A 26567-nucleotide genomic window follows, 5' to 3' on the forward strand; every position below is an offset into this window, starting at 1 on the left:
CACCCATGTGCGGCATCGTCGGAATGGTCGGGCACAGCCCGGTCAACCAGGACATCTACGACGCGCTCCTTCTGCTGCAGCACCGCGGGCAGGACGCGACCGGCATCGCGACGGCGGAGCCCAGCGGCGTCATGCACATGGCCAAGGCGGAAGGCATGGTGCGCGAGGCGTTCCGCACGCGCGACATGCGTTCGCTGCTCGGCAACGTCGGCCTCGGCCACGTCCGCTACGCCACCAAGGGCACCGCCTCGAGCGAGGAGGAGGCCCAGCCGTTCTACGTGAACGCGCCTTACGGCATCGTCCTCATCCACAACGGCAACCTCACCAACACGCGTGAGCTCACCGCCGACATGGCGCACCGCGATCGCCGTCACCTGAACTCCTCGAGCGACACCGAGCTTCTGCTGAACGTGCTCGCGCACGAGCTGCAGACCACGACCTCGACCGTCGACCTCGACTCCGAGCGCATCTTCGAGGCCGTCGCGCGCACGCACGAGCGGATCGAGGGCGCCTACGCCGTCATCGCGATCCTCGCCGGCTACGGGCTGCTCGCCTTCCGGGATCCGTTCGGGATCCGCCCGCTGATCCTCGGCAAGCGCATCAGGGCCGGCCGGGAGGAGTGGGTCGTCGCGAGCGAGTCGCTCGTGCTCGAGAACGGCGACTACGAGGTCGTCCGCGAGGTCGAGCCCGGTGAGGCCGTCTTCATCACGAACGAGGGCACGCTGTTCTCCAAGCAGTGCGCGAAGGCTCCAGTCCTCGCTCCCTGCGCGTTCGAGTACGTGTACCTGGCCCGCCCCGACTCGGTCATGAACGGCATCTCGGTCTACGAGTCGCGCCTGCGCATGGGCGACCGCCTCGCCGACACGATCGCGAAGCACGTGCCGCTCGACGAGATCGACGTCGTCATGCCGATCCCCGATTCCTCGCGCCCGGCCGCGATGGAGGTCGCCCGCAAGCTCGGCATCGAGTACCGCGAGGGCTTCTACAAGAACCGCTACGTGGGCCGGACCTTCATCATGCCCGGCCAGGCGGTGCGCAAGAAGAGCGTGCGGCAGAAGCTGAACGCGATGTCGACCGAGTTCAAGGGCAAGAACGTGCTGCTCATCGACGACTCGATCGTGCGCGGCACCACCTCGAAGCAGATCATCCAGATGGCGCGCGACGCCGGCGCGAAGTCGGTGATCTTCGCCTCCGCGGCTCCGCCGATCCGTCACCCTCACGTGTACGGCATCAACATGCCGTCGAAGCACGAGCTCATCGCGCACGGCCGCACGATCCCCGAGATCGCCGAGGTGCTGGGCGCCGACCGCCTCGTGTACCAGGAGGTCGAGGACCTCAAGGCCGCGATCACCGAGGGATCCGAGCTCGGCGATCTCGACATGAGCCCCTTCGACGGCCGGTACGTCACCGGAACCGTCACGGAGGAGTACCTGGGCTGGCTCGAGGGGTCGCAGACCTCGTGACGGCAGGCGGACTGCAGACCCGTCCGCTCTGGCAGGGGCGCACCCTTGCCGTGCTCGGGATCGTGCTGTGCGCGTTCTCGCTGCGCTCCGCGGTGGCCTCGCTGTCCCCGGTCGTCGACCTGATCGGGCGGGACTTCCCGCTCTCGCCCGCGATCATCGGCCTGATCGGCACGGCCCCGCCCGTGTGCTTCGCGCTGTTCGGCCTGCTCACGCCGCTCTTCGAGCGCCGGCTCGGCCTGGAGCGGGTCGCCGTCATCGCGCTGAGCGCGGTGACGCTCGGACTCATCGCGCGCGGCGTCGCGGTGAACGCCGTGACGCTCGTGATCGCGACCGCGCTCGTCTTCGCGGGCGTCGGCATGGCGAACATCCTGATGCCGCCGCTGGTGAAGAAGTACTTCGCCGACCGCATGGGCCTGATGATGACCGTCTACACGACCGTCATGGCCTTCTCGACCTTCCTCCCGCCGCTCGTCGCCGTGCCGATCGCGGAGACCGCGGGATGGCGCACCTCGCTCTCGATGTGGGCCGTGTTCGCGCTCGCCGGCACGATCCCGTGGATCGTCATGCTCGTGCGCGAGCGGATCGGTGCACCGCGGGATGAGACCGCCGCGGATCCGGATCCCGGACCGGAGCAGGAGGAGAGGATCCGCGAGGGCCGCGACGTCTCTCTCGAGGACGCGGTCGCCGCCGCGACGGGGCCGATCGTGGTGGCTCCCTCGAACGGACGCATCTTCGCGCGAATGCCCAGGATCCCGCTGGCCTGGGCGCTCGCCGCGGTGTTCGCGACCTCCTCGACCATGACGTACGCCTCGTTCGCGTGGCTGCCGACGATCCTCGTGCAGTACGAGGGCGTGAGCGCGCAGGCGGCAGGTCCGCTGCTGTCGCTGTTCGCGTTCATCGGCCTGCCCGCATCGCTCGTCGTGCCGCTGCTCGTGGTGCGCTTCCGTGCCACGACGCCGCTCTACATCATCGGCGCGCTCGGCGGGCTCGTCGGCGCGCTCGGGCTGATCCTCTGGAACCGGCCCGAGATCGCGTGGCTCTGGGTGAGCCTGTTCGGACTGGTCGGCCTGCTGTTCCCCCTCGCGCTCGTGCTGATCAGCATCCGTGCGCGCGAGTCGGAGACGGCCGTGGCGCTGAGCGGGTTCGTGCAGAGCCTCGGCTACACGGTGGCCGCGGTCTTCCCGGTGCTGCTCGGAGTGCTGCACACCGCCACCGGCGGCTGGCAGGTTCCGCTGTGGGTGCTCGCGATCATGCTCGTGCTGTCGATCCCCGCCGGTGTGATCGTCGGGCGCCCGCGCACGGTCGAGGCGGACTGGGAGCGCCGGCACGGCCGACGCTGGTAGGCACCGGTCCTCGATCGGGATGCGTTCGCATGACCCCGCCCGTGTCGGGGCTGCCGCGACATCGCGCGGCCCCGTTCGCGGCTCAGCCGACGATGACCTCGTCGCCCACGCGGATCGTGCCGCCGATGCCCGCGTCGTCGCCCACGGCTCCGCTCACCCCCGGGAGGATGAGCAGGCGGCCGAGCGTCGGCTCGTCCTGCCCGAGGGATCCGGTGAGCGTCTTCAGCACGCTCGCGTCGCGCTCGCCGGTGTCCGGATTCGCGTGCGTCGCGAGGCAGCGCACGATCGGTCCCGCCGTGGCGAGACGCACGTCTCCGATCGTGACCTCGCCCTGCCAGTCCAGTTCGTCCCACGCGTCGACGCCGCCGATCACGACGTTCGAGCGGAACCGGCGGTCATCGACATCCTGCGCGAGCGCGGTGCCGAGGGCTGCGACACTGGCCTCGCTGTGCACGGAGACGTAGCCCCGGCCGCGGTCCTGGAAGCGAGAGCTCTCGCCATCGCCGACCAGGGCCAGGGGCAGGCGCCCGGCGCGCTGCAGCCGCTTGCCGTCGGGGGAGTCGAGCACGAAGGCCGTCACGGCCTCGACGAGCGCGGTGCGGCCGTCCTGGTCCAGTCCCGCCTCGACGAGCGTCGTCCCGGCGTGGTCGATCCGCATGCGCTGCGCCGCCTCGTCGTACTCCAGCCGCAGCGCGGCGAGTCTGGGGAAGGTCTCGAGAGCGAGCCCCTTCGACTTCGGCCAATAATCCAGCCCGTCGCGCTCCTCGGGGGTCGCCGCATCGCCGAAGCGGAATGCGAGCACGCGATCGCCGGCGATCCGCCCGTCCGCCTGCACCGTGAGCGCGGGCAGCTTCTCGGGCGTGAACCCCTTGACCGGGTGGCGGTAGAGCGCGACGACGTGAGGCATGGATCCATCCTCGCAGGGCCGCGCGGGCACTCAGGACCGGGGGATGCGAGACGGCTCGGGAAGGATCGCACCCGCGGAATCAACGACGAACCCCGCCGCAAGCGGACTCGGGCGGGGTTTCGAACGACGAGGCTCAGGCCTTTTCGAGCTCGTCCTCGTCTTCGTCGGCGTACTGATCCGCCCACTTGTCGACGTACTGGTCCTCGTTCTCCGGATGACCCAGCTCGCGCTCCAGCGCCGAGTAGTTCACCGACGGACTGTACGACTTCAGTTCGCGGGCAATCTTGGTGTGCTTTGCCTTCTGACGGCCACGGCCCATGCGCGAGACCCCCTTACTGTAAGCAGCGGGCGAAACGGGCTCGCTGTCTATTTCCGGCACCGGCTCGCGGCCGGTAAGAGTAGCATCCAGGATAGCACGCGGGCCACCTCACCTCGCCGTGACGGGTCCCCGATACCGCCGCACCGAAGGGAACGACGAGATGAGCGACACCGCCTCCACCCCCGAGGATCAGGAGCTGCAGGATCCGCAGCTGCAGAAGGCCGTGATCGTGGCGTTGCGGCCGGGTCAGCCCCCGCGGGTGCTCTCCGAGGCCATCCGCTATGCGGGCCTGCTCAGTGCCGCCCTCGTGGTCGTGCACGTCGACGTCACCCGGTTCGTGACGTTCGAGGATCCGGACGGGATGGTGCACTCGGCGCCCATCGACCTCAACATCGACACCGGGGCGGAGGAGTTCGCGGAGCTGCGCCGCGAGGTCGAGAAGGTGCTGGCCGGATCCGGCCTCACCTGGACGGCCCGCCAGCTCGTCGGCGACCCGGCGCTCGCGATCAAGCACCTCGCCGGCGCGCTGGATGCGCAGCTGATCGTGGTCGGAACCCGCAGCCGGGGGATCGGCGAGTCGATCCGCGAGTTCTTCACCGGATCCGTCGCGGCCCGCCTCTCGCACCGCCAGTCCCGGCCGATCCTCGTCGTCCCGCTCGAGGAGCCGATCGCCGACGACAAGAAGGACCCCTGGGCCGAGTGACGACCCCGGGATCCTTCCGGGTGGTGGTGGAATGCCGATTTGGGGCGCGTCCCGCCGCAGATCCGCGGCGTAGCGCGCCCCGAACGAGCGAGATGCGCCCCAAAACGGCCTAGCCTTCGGCCGCGCTCGCTCAGCGACCGCTGGCGAGCCCCGCGGCGGCGAGGGCGGCGGTGACCGAGCGCGCCGCCGTGTCGAGCGCGGTGTCGAGGTCGCTCACGACCTTGGTCGGCAGCAGGCCGCCCTTCGCGACATGCGTGCGCAGGTCGGCGCGCACCCTGGCGCGGAACTCGTTGATCGAGGCATCCGCGCGGCGCAGCTCCTCGCGACTGGCGATCCGCTCGTCGGCACGCGCTGAGGCCTCCCGGTACGACGAGGAGGAGGCGCCCTTCTGCTCCTCGCGGGCCGCGGCGGCGAGATCCGCGCGGAGGCTCTTCATGGCCTCCTGCACGCTCTGGCGCACCTCGTTCGCGATGAGGCGCACCGAATCGTTGAGCCCCGCCTCGATGCCCTGCAGGTCGCCCTCGCGGGCGGCGAGCTCTGCGCGGCCGGCCTCGGTGATCGCGTAGATCGTGGTGCGGCCGTCGACGGTCTTGGTGACGAGGCCCTCCTCCTCGAGCTTCGCGAGGCGGGGGTAGATCGTGCCGGCGCTCGGCGTGTACGTGCCTCCCGTGCGGTCGGTCAGCGCCTGGATGATGCCGTACCCGTGCTGCGGCGATTCGGCCAGCAGTGCGAGCAGGTACAGACGCAGATCGCCGTGGGAGAAGACCGCGGGGCTCACAGCAGATCCTCTCCCTCGGAGGTGAACGAAACGGGGGCCTCTGCGGCGTCGCGGCGCAGCACCGTGATGTCGCCGGAGACCGTGTTCGCCCGCACGTCGGCGAAGGATCCGGACAGCTCGCCACGGGATCCCGTGAAGTTCGAGGGGCCAGACGATCCGCGCGGCACGCCGTCGATGGTGACGCGGCCGCTCATCGTGCGGGTGACGTAGTTCGCGGCGAGGTTCTCGTCCAGGCGCACCGTCGCGTCGCCCGCGACGCTGTTCAGCGACACGGTGTTCACGGGACCGGTCGCGTCGATGAGCATCGCGCCGGAGACGCTGTCGATCGTCGCCTTGCGGACCTCGCCGGTCAGCGCGACGCTGCCGGAGACGGTGTTCGCGGTGGCGGATCCGGACAGGCCCCGCACCTGCACATCGCCCGAGACGGTGTTGACGTTGAGGTCGCCCGTGTGGGTGTCGACGATGAGGTCGCCGGAGACGGTGTTCAGGCGGGCATCCTCGGTGAGGCCGGAGACGAGGGCTCCCGCGCTCACCACGCCCAGGTTGAGGGCGATGTCGCGGGGGACGGCGACGCTGATCTCGGCCTTGGGGCCGCCGGCGCCGAAGTTGCGGAACACCTCGAGGAAGTTGTCCCAGCCGATCTGCGGGTGATCGATCTCGATCTGGGTGCCGTCGGATTCGACCCGCAGGTCCTTGATGGTGACGTTGTGCACCTCGATCCTGATCCCCGGTTCGTCGTGCGCGATGACGTCGACCTGTCCGCCGACGAGTCCGATCTTGAGCTTCGACGCGCGCTCGATGTCGATCACGCGCTCCTGCCCGGGGGCGATGAGCCACTTCTCGGTCATGTCTGTTCTCCTGGTCCAGTGATCCCGATCCCACCGATCGAGATATATCGTGTTCGATCACTGTATCACGATATATCTCGAGTCTGTCAAGAGGTTGTCGACGAGAAACCACATCCTGCATGAGGCACCACCACAGACGTGGTGTCTCATGCAGGATGTGGTTTGTCAGGCGCCGGTGGGCGCGTCAGGCTCCGGGCTCAGGAATAGACGGGGCTGAACGTGTGCGTGTTGTTCGCCGGGATCGCGTCCGTGTAACCCGAAGGGGGCAGCAGTGAGACCGTGATCGGCTGCACGTCGGTGTACCACGGCGGAGTGGGCGCACCTCCCGCGTCGAAGCCGATGGTGATCACGATCGAACCGCCCGATGCCGGGATCGGGTCGGGAACGGTGAACATCGCCGTCGTGACGTTTCCGGTGGTCGAGCTGCTCGCCAGGACCAGGCTCACGGGCCCGCTGCTCGCGTTGGCCGCCGCGAAGACGCGGGAGTCGAAGCTGATCGCGATCATCGCCCCGGCGGGGGTCGCGACGGCGCCGGAGGTGGACGCGGTGTAACGCGAGGTCCAGCCGAGCTGATAGTTGCTCAGACCGTCCGGACTCGTGCCCGTGATGCCTTCGCCGACCGGCTGCGGCGCCAGTACGAGGTCTGCAGCCACGCTAGCCGCGGCGAGCGGCATGGCAGCGGCGGCGGCCACCACCGGGATCGACCACGCGGTGGTCTTCAGGATGGTGCGTCGCGGGAGTCTGCGCGCGGCGATCGTGGTCTCGTCAGTCATGGGGTCCCCTCCGGTGGAACGTGCGTGTCGCAAGCCTATGCGTCAGCTGAGTGGCACGCGAACCGCTGGCCGTCAGCGCCAGCGCCGCGCCCCCGCCACGGCGCTGTCGTCAGCTCGTCGGCGGGGTGTGCCAGATGCGGTCGATGTAGTCGCGGATCGAACGGTCGGAGGAGAAGAAGCCGCAGCGGGCGACGTTGAGGATCGCGGCGCGCGTCCAGCCGTCCTCGTCGGCGTAGGCCGCATCCACGCGCTGCTGCGCCGCCATGTAGGCGGAGTAGTCGGCGAGCACCATGAACCGGTCCTCGTAGAGCAGGTTCGAGACCACGGGCTCGAAGACCGAGCGGTCGCCGCCGGAGAACGCCCCCGAGGCGATGAGGTCGATCGCGCGGCGGAGCCCGGCATCCTCCTGGTAAAACGCAGCGGGGTGGTAACCGGCCTGGGCGAGATCGGCGACCTCGGGCTCGGTCATCCCGAACAGGAAGAAGTTGTCGTCGCCGACGAGCTCGCGGATCTCGACGTTCGCGCCGTCGTCCGTGCCGATCGTGAGCGCGCCGTTGAGCGCGAACTTCATGTTGCCGGTGCCCGACGCCTCCTTGCCGGCCAGCGAGATCTGCTCGCTGAGGTCGGCCGCGGGGATCACGCTCTCCGCGAGCGTGACGTTGTAGTTCGGCGGGAACAGCACCTGGAGGCGCCCGTCGAGGCGCGGATCCGTGTTGACGACGGATCCGACCGCGTTGATGAGATGGATGATCCGCTTCGCCATCGCGTACCCGGGGGCGGCCTTCGCGCCGAAGAGCACGGTGCGCGGCTGCAGGTCCGCGAGCGCGATGCGGCCGGACACGACGCCCTCGTACTCGCTCACCACATGCAGCACCTTGAGCAGCTGCCTCTTGTACTCGTGCAGGCGCTTGACCATCACGTCCACGAGGTGGCCGTCGCCGACCCGCATCCCGTCGCGCGCCTGCAGCACGTCGTTCAGACGGCGCTTGTTGGCGGCCTTGACCGCGGCGAACGCCGCACGGAACGCGGCGTCCTCGGCGAGGGGCTCGAGTTCGCGCAGCCGCTCCAGATCGGTGACCCAGCCGTCGCCGATCGCGTCCGTGATGAGAGCGGACAGGCCGGGGTTCGCGAGCCGCAGGAACCGGCGCGGGGTGACGCCGTTGGTCACGTTGGTGAACTTCTCCGGGAAGAACTCGGCGAACGCGGGCAGCACCTTGTCGCGCAGCAGCTGCGAGTGCAGTTCGGCCACGCCGTTGACCCTGCTGCCGGCGACGGTCGCGAGATACGCCATGCGCACGGCGCGCACCGGGAACTCGGCGATGATCGACATGTCGCGGATCCGCATCTCGTCGTCCCCGAACCGCGCGCGCACCGCGGCGAGGAACTCCTCGTTGATCCGGTAGACGATCTCCAGGTGCCGCGGCAGCAGGCGGCCGAGCAGCTCGACGGGCCACACCTCGAGCGCCTCAGGCAGCAGCGTGTGGCAGGTGTACGCGAAGCACTGCTGCGTCACCGCCCAGGCCGCGTCCCAGGTCAGGCCGCGCTCGTCGACGAGCACGCGCATGAGCTCCGGCACCGCGATCACGGGGTGGGTGTCGTTGAGCTGGAAGATCACCCGCTCCGGCAGCCGCGCGAGGTCGAAGTCCTCCGGCAGCCGATCGAGGAAGTCGCGGATCGACGCGGCGACGAAGAAGTACTGCTGCTGGAGGCGCAGCTCCTTGCCCTGCGGGGTGGAGTCCTCGGGGTAGAGCACCTTGGAGATGTTCTCGGCGAAGGTCTGCGCGCGCACGGCCTGCTCGTAGTCGCCGGAGTTGAAGATGCGCAGATCGAAGGCGTCCGTCGCCTTCGCCCGCCACAGCCGCAGGGTGTTCACGCGGCCGTTCCTGAACCCCGGCACGAGGTAGTCGTAGGGCACGGCGCTGACGTTCCACTCCGGGATCCATCGCGACCGGACGGTTCCGGCATCGTCCACCGTTTCGGTGCGGCCGCCGAACGACACGGTCTGCGCCGCTTCGGGACGGGGCTGCTCCCAGGGGGCGCCGAGCGTGAGCCAGGCGTCGGGCTGCTCGACCTGCTGGCCGTCCTCGAACGTCTGGCGGAAGATGCCGTACTCGTACCGGATCCCGTAGCCGATGCTCGGCACGCCGAGCGTGGCGAGGGAGTCGATGAAGCACGCGGCGAGGCGTCCGAGACCGCCGTTGCCGAGGCCCGGTTCGATCTCGTGCCGGCGCAGTTCGTCGAGGTCGATCCCGCAGGCGGCCATGGCGTCCGCCGCGACCCCGGCAAGGTCTCCCGCGAGCAGGTCGTTGTCGAGCTGGTTGCCGAGCAGGTACTCCGCGGACAGGTAGCAGACGGCCTTGGCCTGCGCCCCGGCCTGGCGCTGCTGATCGGCCAGCGCATGCAGCATCAGATAGTCGCGCACCGTGCGGGCGAGGGCGAGATAGCGGTCGTTCGTGCTGGCGTCGGCGAGCGTCACCCCGCCGTCGAAGTTCAGGTTGCGCAGGAACTGCGCCGTGAAGCCGTCCGCGGTCGGCGGAAGCTCGAGCGCGGGAACGGGCGGGTGCGGGGCGGTGGCATCAGAGGAGGTCACGCGACGAACGTACCGCAGGGATCCGTCGCATCCTCCCGATGCGCTTGACATTAACGCAACGTCAACTTCTACGGTTGGTCATATCGACGACGGAAGGAGGATCGCATGACGAATCGGGACTGGTCGATCCAGGAGATCGCACGGCTGACCGGCACCACGAGCCGCACCCTGCGGCACTACGACGACATCGGTCTGCTGCCGCCGACGCGGGTCGCCGCGAACGGCTACCGCCACTACGACCAGGGCGCGCTCCTGCGCCTGCAGCGCATCCTGCTGCTGCGCGAGCTGGGGCTGGGCCTGCCGGCGATCGCCGAGGTCGTCGGAGCGCCAGGAGCCGTCCGGTCGCCGGGTCCGGTCGCCGAGCCGCCCGAAGCGGCGGCAGCGCCCGGGGCGGACCGGAAGGCGGGCGCCTCGATCGAGGCGGCGGCCCTGGAGAAGCACCTCGCGCTGCTGCGCGCGGAGCAGACCAGGCTGGCGCGGCAGATCGCGTCGGTAGAGAACACCATCACCACACTCAGAGAAGGAGGAGCACTCATGCCTGACGACATGTTCGACGGCTTCGATCACACCCAGTACAAGGACGAGGTCGAGTCCCGCTGGGGCACCAAGGCCTACGCCGACAGCGACCGCTGGTGGCGCGGGCTCGGCGCCGAGGGGCAGAACGCGTGGAAGGCGGTCGTCGCCGACCTCAACCGGAGCTGGATCGCGCTCGCCGAAGCGGGCACGGACCCGGCATCGCCCGAGGCGCAGGACGTGGCCCGCCGCCACGTCGACTGGCTCACCGGCATCCCCGGCACCCCCGCCTACGGCGCGGCCGGAGACCGCAAGGCGTACGTCATCGGCCTCGGCGAGATGTACGTGGCGGATCCGCGCTTCGGCGCGAACTACGCCACCGACGCCGACCGGGCCGCGGCGGCAGGATCGGGAACGGCCGGCACAGTCGGCGCGGAGTTCGTCCGCGACGCCCTGCGCATCTACGCGGAGGGCAACCTGTAAGGATGGCTGCGCCCTTCGTCTCGTCGCTGCGCTCCTCGCTCAGGGACCGGTGGTGGGTTCCTGAGCGGGCGCTCCTCGCTCAGGGACCGGTGATGGTTCCTGAGCGAGCGCAGCGAGACGAAGGACGCTCAACGACCCCCGGGCGCCGCCGAACGGACCCGGGATAGGCTGGCACCACGATGGGCATCTCGCGGCGAACCCTGCTCGTCGGCGCCGGGGCCGGTGCCGTCGCGGTGCTCCTCGCGGCCTGCACGCCGGAGCCGCAGCCGACGAAGACGCCGACCACCGCCCCGCCCTCGCCGACGCCGACGGTCACGCCGGGCGCCGCACCGGAGCCGGCGGCCTGGATGCGCAGCACCTGGTCGACGGACGCGTACTCCCGCGGGGCGATGAGCTATCTGCCCGCCGGGACGACGCCGCAGCTGCGCAAGGATCTCGCCGTGCCGATCGGCGCCCGTGTGTTCCTCGCCGGAGAGGCCACGGATCCGGATCACCCCGGAACGGTTCCCGGCGCGATCGACTCCGGCCAGCGCGCCGCCGCCCAGCTCATCGCGGCCTCGACCAGCGGCGAGCGCATCGCCGTCGTCGGCGCGGGCGCCGCCGGGGCCGCCGCCGCCCGCGCTCTCACCGATGCGGGGCGCACGGTGACCGTGCTCGAGGCGCGCGAGCGCACCGGCGGCCGGATCCGCTCGGTCGCCGACAAGGCATGGCCGATCCCGGTGCAGCTCGGCGCCTGGCTCTCGGCGGGCGAGGGTGCGGGAACCCTGGGGGGCGAGCTCGCCGCCCAGGGGGTCCACCGCGTGACGTTCGACCGGCCGACCGGCTGGTCGAAGGACGGCGCCGCACCCGCGATCGATGCGGGACCGCTGCGGAACGCCGTCGACAAGGCGGCGAACGCGCCCTCCGACGTCCCGATCGACGCCGCGCTCAGCGCCGCGGGAGCAGATCCTGCCGATCCCGCGCTCGCCGCCGCTCTCGCCTGGGTTCAGGCGACCACCGGCGCAGACGCCGCGAAGGCATCGAGCTGGTTCCCGCCGGCATTCGTCCCTGAGGCGCTCGTCGGCGCGGACGGCGATGTCGGCGTGCTCGTGAATTCGCCGCTCGACGGCATCAAGGTCACGCTCGCCTCGCCCGTGACGCGCATCGCGTACGACGACTCAGGGGTGAGCCTGCGCCTGGGCACGGGCGAGTCGCTGTCCTTCGACCGCGTCGTCGTGACCGCTCCGCTCGGCGTGCTGCAGCATCAGGCGATCGAGTTCGCGCCCCCGCTGCCGTTCGGCCACCGGGGTGCGATCGCCGCGCTCGCCTCGGGATACGTCGAGACCGTGTGGGCGCAGTTCGACGAGGCCTTCTGGAAGGTCGACGCCGACATCTGGCACGTCGTCGGCGGCGACGGCCCGATCCGCACCTGGCTGAACCTGCAGCCCGTGACCGGCAGGCCCGTGCTCGTCGGCCTGGTCGGCGGGCCGGAGGCCGAGGCCTTCGCGAAGCTCGGAGACGGCGACGCGGAGGCCGCCGTGCGCGAGTCCCTCCGGTTCTTCGTCTCGGCGACGCCCACGCCCTGAGCTCAGGCGGGATCCGGCTCGCCCCCGTCGGGTCTGGGCGCGCGGTGCAGATCCGTCCTGGCCATGGTGTGCAGCCGGCTGAGCGCGACGAGGCCGCTGGCGACGAGCGCGAAGATCGCCAGGGCGATCGCGCACGTCAGGATCATCTCGGGCGTCCCCGAGACCTGTCGCGGATCCAGGAAGTAATACGGGTACCAGCCGACCACGCCCCCTCGCCAGATCGTGAACACGCCCCAGAGGGCCGGGTACAGGACGACGTACGGCACGATCCGCCAGGATGCGGCACGCCGGCCGGGGCCGAAGACCCAGGCGATGATCGTCCAGGCGGGAAGCACGAAGTGCAGCACGATGTCCGACCACGGCACCCAGATCGGGATGCCGTGCAGGCCCGCCTGCCACACGATCAGGGCGAACGCGAGGCCGGCCGTGATGGTCCAGCTGAGCACGACGGCCCTGGCGGTGGTGAGCCACGCCGGATCCTCCGGGGTGCGCAGTGCGATGATCCCGGCGATCAGGGCGAGGATCGCGAACACGATGTTCGACTCGATCGTGAGGTACGCGAGGTAGTTCTGGCCGGCGATGGTCTGCGAGCCCAGGCCCCAGAACAGACGGTCGACGAGGGCGACTCCGCACACGCCCGCGGTGAGCAGACGCGACCAGCCGAAGGCCATCCTCATGGTCACTCGCGCGTCGTCCTCCTCGGCCGGGCTGTTCGACGGCCCTCGGGTCGGGTCGCCCGTCACCGGCCGAGTCTACGGAACCCCGATGTGCCCGGTCCGGATCCGGGGGATTCGAGCCTGTGCACGGCCGGGTTCGGGGGCGCACTCTGTCGTTTTGGGGCGCGTGCGGCCGGGTTTTCGTGGCGGGGTGCGCCCCAAGACGGGGAGGTGCGCCCCGAAACACCCCGAAACCCAGCCAAGTGCACCCCGAAACGCAGCGAAGGGCGCCCCGAAACCGGAGCAGGGTCCCCGAAAGGGACCCGGGTCTAGGCTGGCGGGCGTGACTTCGCCCGTGCCGCTCCGTCTCGCGCTCGTCGTGGCGGGGGGCGTGATCGGCTCCGCCGCGCGGCTCGGGCTGGGGCTCGTGATGCCGGCTCCGGGCGGGAGCGGCCTCGGCGCCGTCCCGTGGGCCACGCTCATCGCGAATGTCGTCGGCGCGTTCCTCATCGGGGTGCTCGCCGCCCGGCTGCCGTCGTCGAGCGGCGTCCGGATCCTCCTCGGCACCGGGGTGCTCGGCGGCTTCACCACCTACAGCGCGTTCGCCGTCGGCAGCGTCACGCTGTGGCACGCTCAGCCCTGGCTCGCCGCGGCCTACGCGATCAGCAGCCTCGTGTTCGGCCTCGGCGCCGCGGCGCTCGGACTCGATCTCGCCCGGCCCCGCTCCTCGCACACGCAGGCGCACGGATGAGCCCGCTGATCTTCCTGTACGCCGCGCTCGCCGGAGGCGTCGGCGCTGGTCTGCGCTACCTCGTCGACCTCGGCGTCGCTCGACTGGTCGGCACCCGGTATCCCTGGGGCGTGCTCGTGATCAACCTGACCGGATCCTTCGCACTGGGCGTGGTCACGGGCGGCTTCCCCGGGGCGGCGTTCATCGTCGGGGCTGGCCTCCTCGGCGGCTACACGACGTTCAGCACGGCCATGCTCGACACGGTCGCGCTGTGGCGGGACGGATCCTCGCGGGCCGCGCTCTTCAACGCCGTGGGCATGCTGATCCTCGGCGTGCTCGCCGCCGTCGCCGGGCTCACGCTCGGCACCGCCCTCGCGGGCTAGGCGCGAGTCCCGCTCAGGAGCGGGACTCGAGGTCGCTCGCCTCGACGCCGATGTCCTCGGCCCACAGCTCTGGACGCTCTCGCATCATCCGGTCCATGAGCGCGATGCAGTCGGCGTCGTCGGCGATCACGAGCTCCTTGCCGTTCGAGCGCAGCCACGCCTCCGACTCCTGGAAGCTGCGGTTCTCGCCGATCACGATGCGCGGGATCTCGTAGAGCGTCGCGGTGCCGGCGCACATGTAGCAGGGGGAGAGGGTCGTGTAGAGGACGCTCTCCCGGTAGACGCGCGCCGGCAGCCGGCCCGCGTTCTCCAGGCAGTCCGTCTCGCCGTGGCGGATGACGCTGCCCAGCTGCACGCGGCGGTTGCGGCCCACGGCCAGCACCTCACCGTCGTGCACGAGCGCGGCGCCGATCGGGATACCGCCCTCAGCCCAGCCGATCCTGGCCTGTTCGACGGCCAGATCGAGGAAGCGACGATCGTCTGCGCTCAGCTGCATGGTGCCATCGTATTCAGGCGCTCGTGCGCGTCCAGGGTGCCGCTGCAGAGGCGCCGGACGTCGGCTGTGACGAGGACGATACCCGGGGGTTCTAGAATCTGGCCTGTACGCCCGATCCTCCGCACCGGGCTACGAAGGGGGACCCGTGTCGAAGCTCGCCGTTCTGAGCCTGCGCAACCGCGCGCTGATCGCGCTCATCACGATCGTGGCCGCGGTGTTCGGCGGTCTCGCGCTCACGAACCTGAAGCAGGAGCTGATCCCGTCGATCGAGTTCCCGCAGCTCGCGATCGTCGCGAGCTACCCCGGGGCCTCGCCCGAGGTCGTCGAGCACGACGTGTCCACCCCGATCGAGACCGCGATCCAGGGCGTTCCGGGTCTCGACACGTCCACGGCGACGAGCACGACCAACTCGTCCGTGATCCAGGCATCCTTCGCGTACGGCACCAACCTCGCGACCGCCGAGCAGAAGATCAACCAGGCGATCGGGCGCATCAAGTCGCAGCTGCCCGACGGCGTGGATCCGCAGGTCATCACCGCGTCGATCGACGACTTCCCCGTGATCCAGCTCGCGGTGACCGGGTTCTCCGACGCCGAGACGGCGCAGCAGCGCCTCACGAACACGGTCATCCCGAAGATCGAGCGGCTCAAGGGCGTGAACGCCGCCTCCCTCGTCGGCGGGCAGGGCAAGCGCCTCACGATCACACCCGACAACACCGCACTGCTGGCGGCCGGGCTCCCCTCGAGCGCGATCAAGGATGCGCTGCAGCAGAACGGCACGCTGTTCCCCGGCGGATCCATCACCGAGAACGACAACACGCTCACGGTGCAGACCGGCGAGAAGCTCACGAGCGTCGAGCAGGTGCAGGCGATCCCGCTCATCGGCGGGACGACGCCGGGCGCCACGGTCGGATCCGTCGCGAAGGTCGAGATCGACGGGGATCCGGTCACGTCGCTCTCTCGCGTCGACGGCAAGACGGCCCTCACGATCGCGGTGACCAAGCTTCCGTCCGCGAACACGGTGGACGTGTCGAAGGCCGTCACCGATCTGATCCCGCAGCTCAAGAAGGACCTGCCCGGCGCGACGTTCACGACGGTGTTCGACCAGGCGCCGTTCATCCAGCAGTCGATCGAGTCGCTCGCCCAGGAGGGCCTGCTGGGCCTCGTCTTCGCGGTGATCGTGATCCTGATCTTCCTGCTGTCGGTGCGCTCGACGCTCGTCACCGCGATCTCGATCCCGACGAGCGTCCTCATCACCTTCATCGGGATCCAGGCCTTCGGGTACTCGCTGAACATCCTCACGCTCGGCGCGCTCACGATCGCGATCGGCCGCGTCGTCGACGACTCGATCGTCGTGATCGAGAACATCAAGCGGCACTACGTGCAGGGCGCAGACAAGAAGGCCGCGATCATCAGCGCCGTGCGCGAGGTCGCGATGGCCGTCACCGCCTCGACGATCACGACGGTCGCGGTGTTCCTGCCGATCGCCTTCGTCGGCGACATGACCGGCGAGCTCTTCCGCCCGTTCGCGCTCACGGTGACCATCGCGATGACGGCATCGCTGCTCGTCGCGCTCACGATCGTGCCCGTGCTCGCGTACTGGTTCCTGCGCCCCGGCAAGCCGCTGCTCGGCGCGGACGGTCACGCGATCGACCCCGAGCACGAGGATGCCCCGCCGACCCGGCTGCAGAAGGCGTACCTGCCGATCCTGCGCTGGACGCTCCGGCACTCGTGGATCACGCTCGTCCTCGCTGTCGTCGTGCTCATCGGCACGATGGCCGCAGCCCCGCTCATGAAGGTGAACTTCCTCGGATCCAGCGGTCAGAACACCTTCACGATGACGCAGTCGCTGGGCCAGGCGCCCAGCCTCGACGCCGAGGACAAGGCGGCGCAGAAGGTCGAGGAGGCGATCAAGGACATCAAGGGCATCAAGACCGTGCAGGTCTCGATCGGCTCGAGCGGATCCGCCCTGCGGGACGCGTTCTCCGGCGGCGGATCCGGCATCACCTACTCGATCACGACGGATCCGTCGGCGAACCAGGAGACCGTCCAGGCGGACGTGCGCGCGGCCGTGAAGAAGCTCGACGGTGTCGGCGACATCACGATCGCCGCCTCCCAGGGCTTCGGGTCCAGCGACATCCAGGTGAAGATCACCGCGCCGGACGAGAAGACGCTGACCGATGCGACCGACGCACTCGTGAAGGAGCTCAAGGGCTCGGCTGGCGTCAACCAGGTCACGAGCAACCTCTCTGCCTCGCTGCCGTTCATCTCGGTGCAGGTCGACCGCGCGGCCGCCGCGCAGCACGGCCTCAGCGAGGTCGCGGTCGGCGGCATCGTCTCGCAGGCGATGCGTCCGCAGCAGATCGGATCCGTGGAGATCGATGGATCCTCGCTCACCGTCTACCTGCAGAGCGCGAACCCGCCGACCACGGTCGATGAGCTGAAGGCGCTGACGATCCCGAGCCGGGCAGGGCTCATCCGACTCGACCAGATCGCGACCGTGCAGCAGAGCGAGAGCCCGGCGTCGGTCACGACCCAGCGCGGGCAGCGCACCGCGACCGTCTCGGTGACGCCGAAGGGCAACGACCTCGCGAGCGCCTCGACCTCGGTGTCGAAGGCGATCACGAGCGCGAAGCTCCCCTCCGGTGCCGACGCGTCGCTCGGCGGAGTGGTCACGCAGCAGCAGGACGCGTTCGGCCAGCTCGGGCTCGCGATGCTCGCAGCGATCCTCATCGTCTACATCGTGATGGTGGCGACCTTCAAGTCGCTGCGGCAGCCGATCCTGCTGCTGAGCTCGGTGCCGTTCGCGGCAACCGGCGCCATCCTGCTGCAGATCGCGACCGGCGTGCCGCTCGGCGTCGCGTCCCTCATCGGCGTGCTCATGCTCATCGGCATCGTGGTGACCAACGCGATCGTGCTCGTGGACCTGGTGAACCAGTACCGCGAGAAGGGCATGAACGCGCACGACGCCACGATCGCCGGCGGATCCCGGCGCCTCCGGCCGATCCTGATGACCGCGCTCGCCACGATCTTCGCGCTCACCCCGATGGCCCTCGGCATCACCGGCCACGGCGGCTTCATCTCGCAGCCGCTCGCGATCGTCGTGATCGGCGGCCTGGTGTCGTCGACCGTGCTGACGCTGCTCGTGCTGCCCACGCTCTACAACCTCGTCGAGGGCGCCAGGGAACGCCGGGCTGCCAAGCGCGCGGCGAAGGCAGGGGGCAGCGCTGACGCGGCGCTCGCCGGAGCCGATGCGGGCGCGGTGCTCGCCGGAGCCGGTGCGGGCGCGGTGTTCGCCGGTTCGGCCTCGACCGAGGCGTCTTCCGCGGACGACGCTTCGGCGCCTCCGCACCACCCCACCCGCCGAGAGCTGCGCGAGAACGGTCAGCCCGCCGAGGAGGAGTCCGTCACGGAGCACCCCGCCGAGGAGAAGCCAGAGTCCGACTGAGTCCGCGGTGCGGTCAGCCGGTCGGCCCTTCGAGGCCCCGCCCGAGGGCGGCTGCGACGGCGTAGAAGATCGCGTCCGCCGGAGTCGTCCCCGTCGTTCCGGTGGGGTGGTCTCCGTTGACCTCGACGACGACCGTGGTGTCGGTGCGGGTGTCGTAGTACAGCGCCGTGTTGAAGCCGGGCACCTGCCCGTTGTGGCCGATCCAGCCCTGCACGCAGTTCATGCCGATGCCGTAGCCCGAGGGCACCGGGATGGATGAAAGCCGCTGGATCTGCGCGTCCCGGGGGAGCAGCCCCTGCCCGGTGCCGAGAGCGCGTCCGTACGTGAGCAGATCGTCGACGCGGCTGATGATCTCCCCGGATGCGCCGGCCTGGGAGACGTTCCAGGCGGTGGTGTCCCGCAGCGGCGCATCCGCGCTGATCGCGCCGGAGACGATCCCGAGGTTCGTGTAGCCGTGCGCATGCGGGTCGGGCATGACAGCGCTGGCCAGCGGGTACGAGGTGGCGGTCAGGCGGAGCGGATCGAAGATCTGTCGCTGGAGTTCTTCGGCGAGCGTGTGCCCGGTGATCTTCTCCACGACCTCCCCGAGCAGCACCGTGTTGGTGTTCGAGTAGTGGAACTCGGCGCCGGGCGCGGACGTCGGGGGCATCGCGAAAGCCGTCGCCAGCCGCTGGTCGACGGTCCAGATGATGCTGTAGTCGGTGAGATACAGCTTCATGAACTCGAGATCGTCGGTGTAGTTGGCGATGCCGCTGGTCATGTTCGCGAGCTGGAGGATCGTGATCTCGGATCCGTTCGGCACATTCGGCACGTAGGTGCTGATCGGATCGCTCAAGGACAGCTTCTTGCGTGCGACCAGCTGCATGATCAGCGTCGTCGTGAACGTCTTGGTCACCGATCCGATCCGATGGTGGACGTCGGTGGTGAGCGGCGCCCCGGTCGTCAGATCCGCGACGCCGTAGGCGTCGACCCAGGTGCCCTTCGGGGACCGCACCGCGACGACCGCACCCGGCGCGGTCGTCGCGGTGAACGCTGCCGAGGCCGCGGCGTCGAGGGACTCGGTCAGCGCGGGGGAGAGGTTCCCCTTCGTCGCGGTGCCTGGCCGGCGGTCGACCACCGCCGCGGGGTCGGGGACGCACGCCGCCGGATCGATCGCCGCGGCCGAGGACGGCGCACGGGGGGAGGGCGGTGCGGTGCGAGTGGCGGTGCATCCCGTCAGGACGAGCAGGAGGGCGCTCGCCAGGGCCACCGCGCCTCGCGAGCTCAGGGACCGGGAGCTCAGGGACCGGGAGGGGTGCTGACCACGGGGGCGCAGACGGTGCGGTTCGACCATGGGCATCGGGACGTCCTCCGTGCTGCGCGCGGGGCGCGGAATCGGATCTCCAGCGGGGCGAATCCTCAGGGCCGGCCGTCGTCGGATCGGGTGGCGCCCGGGCGGGGAGGGCGACCCTGCGGTGTCGGGTACGGACCAGACACGTTCTTGAGCACACTGTAGGGGTCCGGCGCGATCATGTCGATGACGCCCGGAGATCGCGCCCCGGGGTCAGCCGAGTTCGTGCGCGTGGATCGTGGTCGTCAGCGTCGTGCCGTTGAGGTCGAGGTACAGCACCTGCTCGGTGACGGTCATCGTCACGGTGTTGCGGCGCTCGAGCAGCGGTACGGCGGACTCGACGAAGCCGGGGTCGAAGCTGTAGACGCGGATGTCCTCTGCGCGGTGGATCCGCTTGCCCTCCCACGGCGCCATGACCTTGGCCGGATCGCGGTGCGTGTAGACGACGGTGCGATCGGCCAGGCGGCTGCCGTAGTGCAGGCGCTCGGCGTCCGGAGCGCCGACCTCGATCCATCCCGTGATGCGCCCGGTGAGATCGCGCACGACGACGGCGGGCTCGTCGGTGGAGGAGAGACCCTCGCTGAACGCGACGCCCTCGGTGAACTCCAGCCCGTAGGCGAGCAGCCGGGTCAGCATGTACGCGTCGGTCTCGGAGGGGTGCCGCGCCACGCGCAGCGAGTAGTCCTCGTAGACGCCGCGGTCGGTGTCCGCCAGCTGCACGTCGAAGGTGTGGATCGTCGCCCCGATAGCCATAGGCGTCTCAGCCTACGGGGTGCGTCCGTGGTCGCCCGCGCCGCGGAGCTGGGCGAGCAGGTGGTCGAGGATCGGATCCAGCACGGCGAGTCCGTCGCGCACTCCGCCCCGCGAGCCCGGCAGGTTCATCACGACCGTACGACCCGAGACTCCGGCCACGCCGCGGGTGAGCAGCGCCATAGGGGTCGCGGCGAGGCCGCGGCGACGCAGGTCCTCCATGAGCCCGGGGATCTCGCGGTCGAGAAGTGCCGCGGTCGCCTCGGGCGTGCGGTCGTCGGGGGAGAGCCCGGTGCCGCCCGTGGTGAGCAGCAGATCCGGAGCATCCTCGAGAGCGGCCCTGAGGGCGTCCGCGACGGAGGCGTCGGCGACGACGACCGGATCCTCGGTCGCGAACCCGCGCTCGGCGAGCCATGCTCGGATGATCGGACCCGTCTCGTCGGCGTAGACGCCCGCGGAGGCACGGGTCGACACCACGAGCACGGTCGCGGACCGGGAGGACGACTGCTCCGTGGTCACTCCGCGGTCCAGTCGCCGCTCTTGCCGCCGGACTTCGCGAGCACGCGGATGTCGCCGATCACGGCGTGCTTGTCGACGGCCTTGATCATGTCGTAGAGGGTGAGCGCCGCGACGCTCGCGGCCGTGAGCGCCTCCATCTCGACGCCCGTGACGCCCTTCGTGACGGCGGTGGCGATGATGCGCACGCGGTCGCCCTCCGGCACGAGGTCGATCTCGACCCGGCTCAGCGGCAGCGGGTGGCAGAGCGGGATGAGCGCCGAGGTCTGCTTCGCGCCCATGATCCCGGCGATGCGGGCCGTGCCGAGCGCCTCGCCCTTGGGCAGGGAGCCGTCGGCGATCTTCGCGACCACGTCCGCGGTGGTCTGCAGCACGGCCTGCGCGCGCGCCTCGCGGCGGGTCACGGCCTTGTCTGTCACGTCCACCATGTGCGCGGATCCATCGGCCCTCAGGTGCGTCAGCTCGCTCATCACGTCTCCAGACTCGTGCGTGCTCAGCCGCCGGCGAAGGGCGGCAGGATGTCGACGGTCGCTCCCAGCGGTCGGGCGTCGTCGCGGCTGACCGTGCCGTCGACGAGGAAGGATCCGGATCTCAGGACCTTCGCCATCGGCTCACCGTAGCGTCCGAGCAGCTCCGCGCGCAGTGCTCCGACCGTCGAGGCGGCATCCGGGCCGTCGACGGTCAGCTGCTCCTGATCGCGTCCGGCGGCCTCGGCGGCCGCGGCGAAGTACCGCACGGTGATGGTGGCCATGTCCTCAATCTAGCCCGTATTGCGGAATTCAGCATCCGCATCATGGAAATTAGAATGTCCCGCGAGGCTTTCCCCGCGTACACTCGATCCTATGATCGCGCTCGTCGAGCCGGGGCCGGAACTGCCGCCCGAACACATCGCCCGGTACAGCCGCCAGCTCATGCTGCCGGGCTTCGGCGAGACCGCGCAGCGGCGCCTCCGTGCGGCCCGCGTGCTCGTGATCGGGGCGGGCGGGCTCGGCAGCGCCCTCGTCCCCGCGCTCGCGGGGAGCGGCGTCGGCACGATCGGCGTCATCGACGACGACGTGGTGGAGCTGTCCAACCTGCACCGTCAGCTCAGCCACGGCATGGACGACATCGGACGGTCCAAGGTCGGATCCCTCGCCGACACCGTGCGCGACATCGATCCCGAGATCCTGGTGCGCCCCTACCGGGAGCGTGCGACCGCCGAGACCCTGCCGGGGATACTGGCCGAGTACGACCTCCTCGTCGACGGCAGCGACAACTTCCCCACCCGCTACCTCGCCGACGACGCCGCGCGCCTCGCCGGGAAGCCCCTGGTCTGGGGATCCATCCTGCGCTTCCAGGGGCAGGTCGGCGTGGCCGTGCCCGAGGTCGGGTTCCGCGACCTCTTCCCTGCGCCGCCGGCCGCGGACGAGGTGCTGTCGTGCGAGCTCGGCGGAGTGCTCGCGAGCCTGTGCACCGCGATCGGATCCTTCATGGCGACCGAGGTCGTCAAGCTCATCACGGGCATCGGCGAACCGCTCGTCGGTCGTGTGCTGTTCTACGACGCGCTCGCCGCGCGCACCCGTGAGATCGGGTTCGAGCGGGCCGAGGACGCGCCGGCCGTGGACGGGCTGATCGACTACGAGCTGTTCTGCGGCACGGCCGCCGCCGGCGACGCCTCCGCGCTGTCGGCCGCCGAGGTGCTGCGGATGCGGCGCGAGGGCGACGTGCGACTCCTCGACGTGCGCGAGCCGCACGAGACTCTGCTGCGGGGCATCCCGGGGGCCACGGCGCTGCCGCTCGGTGCGCTCGAAGGCGGTGCGCCGATTCCGGGGGCGCTCGGCGACGGGCCGGTCGTCGTGTTCTGCGAGAAGGATCCGCGCTCGCAGCGTGCGGTGCGCGTGCTGCGCGAGCGCGGGATCGACGCGCACTACCTCGCGGGCGGGATCAGGGCCTTCGCCGCCGTCGGCGGGAAGACCGCGGGCACGGGCGCTGCGGACGCGCCGAGCGAGCGGACGGAGCCGGAATGAGCGAACGCGCGATCATCAGTGACGAACCCCTGGACGAGGCGGTCATCCGGGCGGCGGTCGGCGACGCGGCGCACGGCGCGACCGTGATGTTCTGCGGCGTGGTGCGCGACCACGACGGCGGGCAGGCGGTGCGCTCCCTGGACTACCGCGCGCATCCCGACGCGGAGCGGTTCCTCGAGGAGATCGTGGAGCGCGTGACGGCCGAGACCGGGCTGCTCGTCGCCGCGGCGCACCGGGTGGGCGACCTCCGGATCGGCGACGTCGCGCTGTTCGCGGCCGCGTCGGCCGGACACCGCAAGGAGGCGTTCGAGGCGTGCGAGCGCCTGGTCGAGGAGATCAAGCGCGGCGTGCCGATCTGGAAGCGCCAGCACTACGCCGACGGCGTCTCGGAGTGGGTCGGGCTCTGACGGGCCCGCCTCCGGCGGGGTGACGCCGGGCGGGGCGCCGTTCTTGGGGCGCCGTTCTGGGGCGCGGCCTGGCCTCGACGCCCCCTCTGGCGACCGGCGCCCCCTCACAGGTACGCATCTCAGAGGGGGCGTGGATCCTCAGAGGGGGCGTCGACGACCGGCGAGACGTGCGGGGAGGGCGAGACCCCTCCCCCTCAGCCCCCGATGTAGCTCATCTCGATGCGGTCGCGGGCGGCGCGCAGCTCGGGGGTGAGGCTCGATCGGATCTCGGAGTAGCGGTCGTCGCGCACGCCCCAGATCCGGGCGAGCGTCGCGGTGAGCTCCGCATCGTCCGCGCCGCCGCGCAGCAGCGCGCGCAGGTCGTGGCCCTCGGTCGCGAACAGGCACGTGAACAGGCGCCCCTCGGTCGAGAGCCGCGCGCGGTTGCAGGTGCCGCAGAACGCGTTGGTGACGGACGAGATCACGCCGATCTCCCCGGAACCGTCGGCGTAGCGCCAGCGCTTCGCCGTCTCGCCGGTGGCGGCGGGGGAGACGGGCTCGAGCGGGAACCGGGCGTCGATCGTCGCGACGATCTCCGCCGAGGGGACCACCTCGTCGAGGCTCCAGCCGTTGGTCGCGCCGACGTCCATATATTCGATGAAGCGCAGCACATGACCGGTGCCGCGGAAGTGCTCCGCGAGACTCAGGATCTCGCCGTCGTTGAGGCCGCGTTTGACGACGGTGTTGAGCTTCACGGGCATGCCGGCGGCCTGCGCGGCGTCGATGCCCTGCAGCACGCGCGCGACGGGGAACTCCACGTCGTTCATGCGCCGGAACAGCTGATCGTCGAGGGAATCGATCGACACTGTGACGCGGTCGACGCCCGCCTCCTTGAGCGCATCGGCCTTGACGGCGAGGGCGGATCCGTTCGTCGTCAGCGCGATCTCCGGCTTGGCGTCGTCGAGGGTGCGCAGAGCCGCGAGCCGTGCGATCAGATCTTCGATCCCTCGCCGCAGCAGCGGCTCCCCTCCGGTGAGGCGCAGCTTGCGGACGCCGTTCGCGAGAGCGGCTCGCGCGATCCGCTCGATCTCCTCGAAGGTGAGCAGTTCATGCCGTTCCAGGAATGCATAGTCCCGGCCGAACACCTCGCGCGGCATGCAGTAGACGCAGCGGAAATTGCACCGGTCGGTGACGGAGATCCGCAGGTCGCGCAGCGGGCGGTCCCTGGTGTCGAGGACGCCGGTCGAGGGCAGCCTCCGAGCGCTTCGGGGGACGTCGGGGGACGAGCCGGCGCGCGCCGGAGCGGCATCGGTCTCGAGTGATCGCGGCGAGATCGTCATCGGTCGGCCCCCTTTCGATGGGCAACCGTAGCACCGCTGGGAGGGAGCGGGATCCGCGTGGCGCAACACGAGGCCGCGGGACGCCCTTCGTCTCGCTCCGCTCGCTCAGGGACCGTCTCGCTCCGCTTGCTCAGGGACCGTCTCGCTCCGCTTGCTCAGGGACCGTCTCGCTCCGCTTGCTCAGGGACCGTCTCGCTCCGCTGGCTCAGGGACCGTCTCGCTCCGCTCGCTCAGGGACCGGCTCGAGGGCCAGCCGGCGTCGCCGCGGATCGAGACATCGGCCTCGTCGATGCGGAACGAGAGGCGCTGTCCGGGGTGCAGGCCGAGGCCGACGGCGTGCGTGGACGGGCAGTCCACGGCGATGCCGGGATGCTCCGCGGTGTGCAGGCGGATCCCGCCGGGGATCGGATCGAGCTGCGCGACGCGCCCCGTCCAGTGGTTCGGCGCCGGGGCGGATTCCGGGTTCGCGGAGCGGCCGAGGCCTCCGGAATCGTCGAGCGGATCCACCCGCACGGAGCCTGGTGCGAACACGACGCTGCCGGCCTCGCCCACCCGCAGCGCATGGCCCTGTCCGCGGAGCAGGAGCCCGCCCGCGGAGACGGCGCCGTCATCCGCTCCGACCGCCTCGAGGCGGTTCACGCCGGCGAGCGCCGCCACGAACTCCGATCGCGGATGCCCCAGCACTTCGGAGGTGCTGCCGCCCTGCACCACGGAGCCGTCGTGCATCACGAGCGTGCGCGCGGCCAGGATCAGCGCGTCCATCGGGTCGTGCGTGACGAGCACGATCGGGATCGCGGGGCTCTCGCCCTGCTGCGCGGTGATCAGGCGGCGGGCCTGCGCGGCGGACGGCGCGTCGAGCGCGGCGAACGGCTCGTCCAGCAGCAGTGCATCGGGCTCGGAGGCGAGGGCGCGCGCGATCGCGGCGCGCTGCTGCTGCCCGCCGGAGAGCTCCGCGGGACGGCGCGCGGCGAGGCCGCCGAGCCCCACCTCCTCCAGCCGCCGGTCGGCGCGACGCCGGGCCTCGGCGCGCGGAACACCCTGCGCGCGCGGCCCGAACGCCACGTTCTCGCGCACGGACAGATGCGGGAACAGCAGCGGGCGCTGGCCGAGCAGCGCGATGCGCCGGCGCGCCGGGGGGACATGGATCCCGCGTGCCGCACCGGGGCCGGCCGGGGCGTCGAGCACGCGGTCGCCGACCGCGACGGATCCGGCGGCGGGAAGGAGACCCGCGATCGCGTTCAGCAACGTCGACTTGCCCGATCCGTTCGGGCCGATCACCGCGAGGATCTCTCCCGGCTGCGCCTCGAACGCCGCGGACATCGCGAATCCGCCGCGGCGCGTGCTCAGATCGACCCTCATCGCACGGCCCCCGCCCGCCAGCCGCGCACCAGCACGAGCACCGCGAGGGCGACGAGGATCAGCAGGAGCGACAGCGCGATCGCCGTGTCCTCCTCGACCCCTGCGCCGTTGAACGCCGTGTAGATCGCGAGCGGCATGGTGCGGGTGACCCCGGCGGCGTTGCCCGCGAACAGCGCGGTCGCGCCGAACTCGCCGAGAGCCCGGGCGAAGCACAGCACGGTGCCCGCGATGAGCCCGGGAGCGGCGAGGGGCAGCGTCACCCTGCGGAAGACCGTGAACCGGCTCGCGCCGAGACCCGCCGCGACCCGCTCGTGCTCGGTGCCGATCGCGCGCAGGGCGCCCTCGATCGAGATCACCAGGAACGGCAGCGCGACGAACGCCTGCGCGATCACCACGGCAGCGGTCGTGAACGGGATCCTGATCCCGGCGACGGCCAGCGCTCCGCCGAGCAGTCCGTTGCGGCCCAGCAGGGCGAGCAGCGCGATGCCCCCGACGAGCGGGGGCAGCACGAGCGGCAGGGTGGTCAGCGTGCGCAGCACCGAGGCCAGCCAGCCGGGACTGCGCGCCATCGCGACGGCGAGCGGCACCCCGAGGATCGCGCAGATCACGGTCGCGATCGCGGCGGTGGTCAGGGAGAGCCCGAGCGCCTGCAGCGCTGCGGGAGACGTGATCGCCGCCGGAACCGTCGCCCAGTCCAGCCGCACCAGCAGCGCGACGAAGGGCAGCACCAGCAGCAGCACCGCGATGATCGCCGGGATCAGCAACCAGGCGGGCAGGTGCTCCCCCCGCCGCCGGGGGACGGACGCGGGGAGCGAGGGGGCGGCATCCGGGGTCGGGGAGTCGCCGCGCGCGGCCGCCGTCATCGACGACCCGACCGCGCGCGGC

26 protein-coding genes are annotated in these 26567 nt (G+C 70.8%); 10 read left to right on the forward strand and 16 right to left on the reverse strand.

The window, feature by feature from the left end:
• Positions 1-5 precede the first annotated feature (5 nt).
• Both purF and CQ044_RS15865 read left to right on the forward strand, forming a co-directional pair.
• Entirely contained in the window at positions 6-1463 is a 1458-nt protein-coding gene (gene purF, locus CQ044_RS15860) for an amidophosphoribosyltransferase (protein ID WP_105689352.1), read from the forward strand.
• Positions 1460-2806 carry a CynX/NimT family MFS transporter gene (locus CQ044_RS15865; RefSeq protein WP_258133342.1) on the forward strand — a complete coding sequence of 449 codons (1347 nt, stop codon included), beginning with the start codon at positions 1460-1462 and terminating at the stop codon, positions 2804-2806. The genes purF and CQ044_RS15865 overlap by 4 nt, the downstream gene beginning before the upstream one ends.
• A gap of 82 nt (positions 2807-2888) precedes the next feature.
• Here the strand turns inward: CQ044_RS15865 and CQ044_RS15870 are convergent, their stop codons facing one another.
• Complete coding sequence (locus CQ044_RS15870) at positions 2889-3713, reverse strand: MOSC domain-containing protein (protein ID WP_105689353.1); 825 nt, start codon at positions 3711-3713, stop codon at positions 2889-2891.
• Positions 3714-3846: 133 nt separating this feature from the next.
• Entirely contained in the window at positions 3847-4032 is a 186-nt protein-coding gene (locus tag CQ044_RS15875) for a DUF3073 domain-containing protein (RefSeq protein WP_045271809.1), read from the reverse strand.
• Positions 4033-4192: 160 nt separating this feature from the next.
• On the opposite strand from CQ044_RS15875, the gene CQ044_RS15880 reads away from it, so the two are divergent.
• Positions 4193-4735: a universal stress protein gene (locus CQ044_RS15880; RefSeq protein WP_105689390.1), complete on the forward strand. Its 543-nt coding sequence runs from the start codon at positions 4193-4195 to the stop codon at positions 4733-4735.
• A gap of 130 nt (positions 4736-4865) precedes the next feature.
• On the opposite strand, the gene CQ044_RS15885 is transcribed toward CQ044_RS15880, so the two are convergent.
• The 4 genes from CQ044_RS15885 to CQ044_RS15900 all read right to left on the reverse strand — a co-directional run bounded on the left by CQ044_RS15885 (position 4866) and on the right by CQ044_RS15900 (position 9775).
• The gene (locus CQ044_RS15885; protein WP_105689354.1) at positions 4866-5513 is read right to left on the reverse strand and encodes a PadR family transcriptional regulator; all 648 of its coding nucleotides are present in this window, start codon (positions 5511-5513) and stop codon (positions 4866-4868) included.
• A complete protein-coding gene (locus CQ044_RS15890) occupies positions 5510-6361 on the reverse strand; it encodes a DUF4097 family beta strand repeat-containing protein (RefSeq protein WP_105689355.1) in 852 nt (283 codons plus the stop codon). Before CQ044_RS15890 ends, CQ044_RS15885 begins: the two co-directional genes overlap by 4 nt.
• Before the next feature lie 197 nt (positions 6362-6558).
• Positions 6559-7134 carry a hypothetical protein gene (locus CQ044_RS15895; RefSeq protein WP_105689356.1) on the reverse strand — a complete coding sequence of 192 codons (576 nt, stop codon included), beginning with the start codon at positions 7132-7134 and terminating at the stop codon, positions 6559-6561.
• A gap of 109 nt (positions 7135-7243) precedes the next feature.
• Positions 7244-9775: a glycogen/starch/alpha-glucan phosphorylase gene (locus CQ044_RS15900; protein ID WP_105689357.1), complete on the reverse strand. Its 2532-nt coding sequence runs from the start codon at positions 9773-9775 to the stop codon at positions 7244-7246.
• Between the two features lie 54 nt (positions 9776-9829).
• Here CQ044_RS15900 and CQ044_RS15905 point away from each other — a divergent pair, with 54 nt between their 5' ends.
• Together CQ044_RS15905 and CQ044_RS15910 are read left to right on the forward strand one after the other, a co-directional pair.
• Positions 9830-10720, forward strand: a complete 891-nt coding sequence (locus CQ044_RS15905; protein WP_105689358.1) for a TipAS antibiotic-recognition domain-containing protein — start codon at positions 9830-9832, stop codon at positions 10718-10720.
• Between the two features lie 179 nt (positions 10721-10899).
• Positions 10900-12285 carry an FAD-dependent oxidoreductase gene (locus tag CQ044_RS15910; protein ID WP_105689359.1) on the forward strand — a complete coding sequence of 462 codons (1386 nt, stop codon included), beginning with the start codon at positions 10900-10902 and terminating at the stop codon, positions 12283-12285.
• Between the two features lie 2 nt (positions 12286-12287).
• Here CQ044_RS15910 and CQ044_RS15915 read toward each other — a convergent pair whose 3' ends face one another.
• Complete coding sequence (locus CQ044_RS15915) at positions 12288-13028, reverse strand: Pr6Pr family membrane protein (RefSeq protein WP_146116809.1); 741 nt, start codon at positions 13026-13028, stop codon at positions 12288-12290.
• Between the two features lie 256 nt (positions 13029-13284).
• Between CQ044_RS15915 and CQ044_RS19885 the strand changes: the two genes are divergently transcribed.
• Both CQ044_RS19885 and CQ044_RS15925 read left to right on the forward strand, forming a co-directional pair.
• Positions 13285-13692: a CrcB family protein gene (locus CQ044_RS19885; RefSeq protein ID WP_105689361.1), complete on the forward strand. Its 408-nt coding sequence runs from the start codon at positions 13285-13287 to the stop codon at positions 13690-13692.
• Complete coding sequence (locus tag CQ044_RS15925; RefSeq protein ID WP_105689362.1) at positions 13689-14054, forward strand: CrcB family protein; 366 nt, start codon at positions 13689-13691, stop codon at positions 14052-14054. The genes CQ044_RS19885 and CQ044_RS15925 overlap by 4 nt, the downstream gene beginning before the upstream one ends.
• 13 nt (positions 14055-14067) lie before the next feature.
• Here the strand turns inward: CQ044_RS15925 and CQ044_RS15930 are convergent, their stop codons facing one another.
• On the reverse strand, positions 14068-14550 hold the full coding sequence (locus tag CQ044_RS15930) for a nucleoside deaminase (RefSeq protein WP_105689363.1): 483 nt from the start codon (positions 14548-14550) through the stop codon (positions 14068-14070).
• 145 nt (positions 14551-14695) lie between these two features.
• On the opposite strand from CQ044_RS15930, the gene CQ044_RS15935 reads away from it, so the two are divergent.
• Complete coding sequence (locus CQ044_RS15935) at positions 14696-17995, forward strand: efflux RND transporter permease subunit (RefSeq protein ID WP_105689364.1); 3300 nt, start codon at positions 14696-14698, stop codon at positions 17993-17995.
• A gap of 13 nt (positions 17996-18008) precedes the next feature.
• Here CQ044_RS15935 and CQ044_RS15940 read toward each other — a convergent pair whose 3' ends face one another.
• From CQ044_RS15940 to CQ044_RS15960, 5 genes are all read right to left on the reverse strand, one after another.
• On the reverse strand, positions 18009-19334 hold the full coding sequence (locus tag CQ044_RS15940; protein WP_258133344.1) for a serine hydrolase: 1326 nt from the start codon (positions 19332-19334) through the stop codon (positions 18009-18011).
• A gap of 204 nt (positions 19335-19538) precedes the next feature.
• Positions 19539-20078, reverse strand: coding sequence for a YaeQ family protein (locus CQ044_RS15945; RefSeq protein WP_105689366.1), 540 nt, complete (start codon positions 20076-20078; stop codon positions 19539-19541).
• Positions 20079-20090: 12 nt separating this feature from the next.
• The gene (locus CQ044_RS15950; RefSeq protein ID WP_105689367.1) at positions 20091-20594 is read right to left on the reverse strand and encodes a molybdenum cofactor biosynthesis protein B; all 504 of its coding nucleotides are present in this window, start codon (positions 20592-20594) and stop codon (positions 20091-20093) included.
• Positions 20591-21061 carry a cyclic pyranopterin monophosphate synthase MoaC gene (moaC, locus tag CQ044_RS15955; RefSeq protein WP_105689368.1) on the reverse strand — a complete coding sequence of 157 codons (471 nt, stop codon included), beginning with the start codon at positions 21059-21061 and terminating at the stop codon, positions 20591-20593. Before moaC ends, CQ044_RS15950 begins: the two co-directional genes overlap by 4 nt.
• 23 nt (positions 21062-21084) lie before the next feature.
• Positions 21085-21342, reverse strand: a complete 258-nt coding sequence (locus CQ044_RS15960) for a MoaD/ThiS family protein (protein WP_105689369.1) — start codon at positions 21340-21342, stop codon at positions 21085-21087.
• Positions 21343-21433: 91 nt separating this feature from the next.
• Here CQ044_RS15960 and CQ044_RS15965 point away from each other — a divergent pair, with 91 nt between their 5' ends.
• Together CQ044_RS15965 and CQ044_RS15970 are read left to right on the forward strand one after the other, a co-directional pair.
• The gene (locus tag CQ044_RS15965) at positions 21434-22597 is read left to right on the forward strand and encodes a ThiF family adenylyltransferase (protein ID WP_105689370.1); all 1164 of its coding nucleotides are present in this window, start codon (positions 21434-21436) and stop codon (positions 22595-22597) included.
• Positions 22594-23004: a molybdenum cofactor biosynthesis protein MoaE gene (locus tag CQ044_RS15970; RefSeq protein WP_045271824.1), complete on the forward strand. Its 411-nt coding sequence runs from the start codon at positions 22594-22596 to the stop codon at positions 23002-23004. Before CQ044_RS15965 ends, CQ044_RS15970 begins: the two co-directional genes overlap by 4 nt.
• Positions 23005-23198: 194 nt before the next feature.
• On the opposite strand, the gene moaA is transcribed toward CQ044_RS15970, so the two are convergent.
• From moaA to CQ044_RS15985, 3 genes are all read right to left on the reverse strand, one after another.
• The gene (gene moaA, locus CQ044_RS15975) at positions 23199-24323 is read right to left on the reverse strand and encodes a GTP 3',8-cyclase MoaA (protein ID WP_105689371.1); all 1125 of its coding nucleotides are present in this window, start codon (positions 24321-24323) and stop codon (positions 23199-23201) included.
• A gap of 180 nt (positions 24324-24503) precedes the next feature.
• Positions 24504-25643, reverse strand: a complete 1140-nt coding sequence (locus tag CQ044_RS15980) for an ABC transporter ATP-binding protein (RefSeq protein ID WP_181158345.1) — start codon at positions 25641-25643, stop codon at positions 24504-24506.
• A gap of 35 nt (positions 25644-25678) precedes the next feature.
• Complete coding sequence (locus tag CQ044_RS15985) at positions 25679-26545, reverse strand: ABC transporter permease (protein ID WP_105689373.1); 867 nt, start codon at positions 26543-26545, stop codon at positions 25679-25681.
• Between the last annotated feature and the right edge of the window lie 22 nt (positions 26546-26567).

Origin of the sequence: Microbacterium sp. MYb64 (assembly GCF_002979495.1) — a bacterium.
Classification (GTDB): Bacteria; Actinomycetota; Actinomycetes; order Actinomycetales; family Microbacteriaceae; genus Microbacterium; species Microbacterium azadirachtae_A.